We start from the raw sequence: 1,442 nt of genomic DNA, 5'->3' as shown, positions 1-1,442 counted from the left end.
GCCGCCGCTGGTGCCATGGCCGCCGCGCCGGCCTGGGCTCCCGCACCGACGCCGGCCCCCGCCGTTTCGGAGCCACCCGCACTGGACACGGGTGCCCTGGACCTGCCCGATCCGTCATGGGACAAGCCGGTGGCCACCGCGGCCGACCCGCTGTCGCCACCTCCCGACACGGCCGACCTGGAATTCCCGACCGACCTGCGACTGATGGATTCCGCTCCGGCACCGCTGTCGTCCACCGAAGCCGCCCCATCGGGCCCGGCGCCGCTCGAATTCGACCTCGGAGCGCTGTCGCTGGACCTGGACACGCCTGCCGGCAATACCAGCCCATCCGCCAGCCCGGCCGTGCAGGATCTTCCGCAAGCGACCCCGGCCCTGCCCGACGATCCGCTGGCGACCAAACTTGCCCTGGCGGAAGAATTCAACGCCATCGGCGACAGCGAAGGTGCACGCACCCTCATCGAAGAAGTCATCGCCGAATCGTCCGGCGCGCTCAAGACACGGGCGCAACGCCTGCTGTCCGAACTGGGCTGATGCACGGCACCAGCGCCGCCACGCTCTCTGCCGCACCGGGACGCCATCCATGAGGATGGCGCTCGGCGTCAGCTACAACGGGCAGGGCTACAACGGCTGGCAGAGCCAGTCTTCCGGCAGAACCATCCAAGACCACTTGGAAGCGGCGCTCGGCCGCTTTGCCACGCAACCCGTGTCCACCATCTGCGCCGGCCGCACCGATGCGGGCGTGCACGGGCTCATGCAGGTGGTCCATTTCGATACGCCGCTCGACCGCACGCCGTTTTCCTGGGTGCGCGGCACCAACACCTTCCTGCCTGCCGACATCGCCGTGCAATGGGCGCACCCGGTGCCGGAGACCTTCCATGCGCGTTTTTGCGCCACGTCCCGCCGCTACGCCTATGTGCTGCTGCAGTCGCCTGTGCGCCCCAGCGTGGACAGCGCGCGCGTGGGCTGGGTATTCCATCCGCTGGACGGCAGCGCCATGCGCGAAGCCGCCGCCCACCTGCTCGGAGAGCACGACTTCACCTCGTTCCGGGCATCGGCCTGCCAGGCCAAATCGCCGGTCAAGACCTTGCAGCGCATCACGATCACGCGACGGGGCCCCGCCGAAGGCGATGCCGGCCCGCCGGCCAATGCACCGCCGCACGACTGGCAGCCCTGCTACTGGCGATTCGAGTTCGAGGGCAATGCGTTCCTGCACCACATGATCCGCAACATCATGGGCTGCCTGGTCGCGATCGGGCAGGGAAATCAGCCCGCCAGCTGGATGCACGAGGTGTTGCGGGCCCGCTCGCGCGATGCGGCCGCGCCCACGTTTTCGCCCGACGGGCTGTACTTTCAGGGACCGCTCTACGATGCCGCATGGGGTCTGCCCCTGCGCACCGCTGCGTATGATTGGCTTCCATGAGCCGCTCCCAGCCCGCCAGCCC

The 1,442-nt window shown here is 69.2% G+C and carries 2 protein-coding genes; both read left to right on the top strand.

Annotation, left to right across the window (positions count from 1 at the left end; all coding sequences use genetic code 11):
* Nucleotides 1–531 (top strand): FimV C-terminal domain-containing protein (locus AC27IQ_RS24535; protein WP_487091141.1); only part of this gene is annotated, 531 nt, incomplete at its 5' end.
* A gap of 49 nt (nucleotides 532–580) precedes the next feature.
* Nucleotides 581–1,420 (top strand): tRNA pseudouridine(38-40) synthase TruA, encoded by an 840-nt coding sequence (gene truA, locus AC27IQ_RS24530; protein ID WP_284430072.1) that lies wholly within the window; start codon nucleotides 581–583, stop codon nucleotides 1,418–1,420.
* The last annotated feature ends 22 nt before the right edge of the window (nucleotides 1,421–1,442 follow it).

This window comes from Acidovorax sp. KPB24-07, from assembly GCF_057543315.1.
The sequence above is the reverse complement of the archived record's forward strand: the minus strand, read 5'-3'. Positions and strand labels throughout refer to the sequence as shown.